The sequence below is a fragment of the Butyrivibrio sp. INlla21 genome (assembly GCF_900116875.1).
In the GTDB taxonomy this organism is placed as follows: domain Bacteria; phylum Bacillota; class Clostridia; order Lachnospirales; family Lachnospiraceae; genus Butyrivibrio.
Map to the genome: position 1 here is coordinate 1 of NZ_FPCC01000057.1, position 3,303 is coordinate 3,303.

3 protein-coding genes are annotated in these 3,303 nt (G+C 38.7%); 1 reads left to right on the plus strand and 2 read right to left on the minus strand.

Annotation, left to right across the window (positions count from 1 at the left end; all coding sequences use genetic code 11):
* Nucleotides 1-455: 455 nt before the first annotated feature.
* The gene (locus BM377_RS15950; RefSeq protein WP_092250963.1) at nt 456-890 is read right to left on the minus strand and encodes an SMI1/KNR4 family protein; all 435 of its coding nucleotides are present in this window, start codon (nt 888-890) and stop codon (nt 456-458) included.
* Nucleotides 891-1,156: 266 nt separating this feature from the next.
* Between BM377_RS15950 and BM377_RS15955 the strand changes: the two genes are divergently transcribed.
* The gene (locus tag BM377_RS15955) at nt 1,157-2,329 is read left to right on the plus strand and encodes an IS110 family RNA-guided transposase (protein WP_092250965.1); all 1,173 of its coding nucleotides are present in this window, start codon (nt 1,157-1,159) and stop codon (nt 2,327-2,329) included.
* Nucleotides 2,330-2,496: 167 nt separating this feature from the next.
* Here BM377_RS15955 and BM377_RS16455 read toward each other — a convergent pair.
* A partial coding sequence (locus BM377_RS16455) for an HNH/ENDO VII family nuclease (RefSeq protein WP_278291011.1) occupies nt 2,497-3,303 on the minus strand: 807 nt, incomplete at its 5' end.

The following is a 3,303-nucleotide window of genomic DNA, read 5'->3' on the forward strand; positions in this document are numbered from 1 at the left end:
ACCTGGCCTCCTTTAAAAAACTAGTTAGTTTTTTCAGTTTTTTAAAGTAAACCATAGTTGCGGATTAAATCATAGGCGGATTATTTGACGCTTACTTACCTGCTAACTTCAGCGATACTTCGGCATTCTGAGCGATATAAAGTTGATTTGAATTAATAGATTGAATTTTAGTCATAAGAAAACACTCCTAACAAAAATAGTTTTGCTAAGAGTGCTTTGATATCAGCTTAATGGAACTAAACTGAAGATTCATTATTCTGTTTTTCTAAAGTATTCCCAACAGGGGCTAAAACCGCTATATCTTGCTCGTTACTACCGTAACTCGCTACCCTCACCCTTATAATCTGACTCTGCTTCGCAGAGAGTTATTTCGGGTTCGGGATAGTGGTAGCATTTAGTTGGTTGGATTTGATTGGAAGGGGTTGGTGGTGCTAAGGTATTGACAATCATTAAAACTACTCAGTTATTCGTTTTTTTAAAAACTCCGCAAAGGAATTAGCATACATTGTATTACTATATAGCTCATAAACAGGATACTCATTATCTTTCAATCCATTTGATAAATCAAAGTAAAATACTTCATCATCAGCTTCTAATATAATCAGTTTATCTTTAAAACTCGAATTATTTTTTCTACTCAACTCATTTATATAAACTATATCTCCTCCAACAACCTCATCGAAGTCAATACCATATACACTATAAATCTCTTCTCCAAATACTTCTCCACCATTATAATTTTTAAGCCACCATTTATATGACTTAGGTAATATAATTCCTAATCTTTTTTCAGCCAATTCAATCCAATAATCAGATATACCATCTCCAAACGAAGCAAATTCAACTCTATCACCCGCCTCTTCAATAACTTTAATTAAATCATCATACATTGTTTTTTCCTCCTCGTATTATATAGTCATACCCATTCTTTACCTTATCTACAGGTTTGGGTATGCTGTTAAAGATGCTGTGGATTGGTTCATTCCTCCTACCGCGTAGACGGTTTAATAAAGGCTCCAACCACAGTCTCTTTGTTTAATTGTTAATCAGTTAGATACCGCATGACGGTTTATGTAGAACGAGGTTACAGCATGCAAAGAGCCCTGTGGATCTTTATAACAGCAGCATCAAATACTTTTTAAGGAGGATCACATTTATGATCTATGTTGGTATCGATGTTGCCAAGGACAAGCATGACTGCTGTATTCTTGACGCCGAAGGCCGGAAGCTCTATCCAGTCTTCACCATTTCAAATAACAAGGTCGGTTTTGATGAGCTTTTCTCCAGAATCGAAGAAGTGACTTCTGACAAGACAGAAATAAAAGTAGGTCTTGAAGCTACCGGTCACTATTCTAACAATCTTCTGGCGTCGCTCGTTGATAAAGGTTTCCCGACCGTTGTTATCAACCCGCTACACACAAATCTTTACAGAAAAGGTCTAAGCCTTAGAAAGACGAAAACGGATAAAGTCGATGCCTCTTCGATTGCTATGATGTTGATGACCGATAGGACACTCAAGCCCTACTCGGAAACATCATATCACAACGAAGAGTTGAAATCATTAACCCGCTATCGCTTTGACAAGGTTCATGAACGTTCCAAGCTCAAGGCATCTCTGGCAAGGCTTGTAAACATTCTTTTTCCTGAACTGGAAAAGCTCGTTCCAACTCTTCACTTGAATTCCGTCTACACTCTTTTAGAAGAGTTTCCTGGTGCCGATTACATTGCAAGATGTCATTTGACACATCTCAAAAAGCTTCTCGAAACTTCTTCTAAAGGGCGATACAGTCGTGATAAAGCTATCGAGATCAGGAATGCCGCTATCGATTCTATCGGCACACCTATGGACGCAAAATCCATGGAACTACGACATACCATTCATCTCATCTGGATACTTTCCGAAGAGATTGAAGAAATCGAAGCCTCCATAAAAGCAATCATGGATGAAATGCAATCCCCGATAATGACCATCCCCGGTATCAGTTACCGTATGGGAGCGATGATTCTGGCGGAAGTAGGTGATTTTGAGCGCTTCGATAATGCAGACAAGATTCTCGCTTATGCAGGATTATCTCCATCAACATATCAATCCGGGCAGCTTGATTCATCGCACTCGCACATGGAGAAACGTGGGTCACGATACCTACGGTATGCGCTTTTTAACGCCACAAAGTTTGTCTGTAAATGGGATGAATCCTTCGGCATCTATCTCGGAAGAAAAATATCCGAAGGCAAGCACTACAATGTAGCCATATCACATGCGGCGAAAAAGCTGATCCGAACCATCTATAGGATGGAACTAACCGGACAAGCTTACTCTCCGAGCTAATCAATCAGATATACCTTTTCTGTTTGAGTACCCAATCGGATGCTCTGTTTGTCATGCAATTTTCAAGGAACTGATTGCTGGAAATAAGTCCCAGCCACTATGCAAATCGCATTTCTGCGTTTTGATCTAAATCTTAAGTTTCAGACTTGACTTCTAATAGTTAGTCTTTAATCAAAATCTAAAGCACGATTCATCCAATAATCACTTTTCCACTGTTTGAAAACATCTCTATCAATTATCGATGGACTTTGACCAGTATTCATATGAATAGTTGAATAATACTTATTATGAAATGACTGCGAAACCTCAACTATTGGACCATCTGGAGTTTGTAATAAATGGTGTAGATTTACAGATTTACCATCATAACCTATAGGAGCACGACCACTAGCCATTCTTTCAACATTAGTTCCTGTTACAGTCTTTCCATGGTCTTTCCACGAACTCACTTGAGCTGGGTCAAACAAATCATTTCTTTGATATACTTTATTGCCTTGAAAATCAATCGACTCCTTCCAATACTTATAACCAGTAGAGTATTTTCCACCCTCTAAAGACATAGCCGGTGGATATTCATCTCTATCGAAACCCTTTATTGAATCAACATCCTCTAATGAAGCTTTTCGTCTTGCTCTAGCATTCTTTCTATCTATAGTTAGAGTGTCTGGTTGTCCATTTTTGATAGCTTCTTCTATATGCTGAGAAGATTCAGGATACTTTTCTTTTGATAAAGTAACCTCTACCACTTCCTCTTCTGTCTGAACTGCATTATCAATCTTTTCAACTTCTGAAGCGGTTTTCGCCACATCATCTGAAGCACCTGCTGCAACTTCTGCAGCGTCGTCTATCTTCTTTAAGGTGACCTCTGCGGCATCGCCGGCTTTATCTACTACTTTCTCAACATCGTCAAGCTTATCGACAACTCTTTCTACATCATCGATCTTATCGGCTACTCTTTCGATATCGTCTAATGA

What these genes read in the sequence shown, in the direction of transcription:
- BM377_RS15950 (WP_092250963.1), bottom strand. Translation starts at nt 890, where the DNA reads ATGTATGATGATTTAATTAAAGTTATTGAAGAGGCGGGTGATAGAGTT.
- BM377_RS15955 (WP_092250965.1), top strand. Translation starts at nt 1,157, where the DNA reads ATGATCTATGTTGGTATCGATGTTGCCAAGGACAAGCATGACTGCTGT.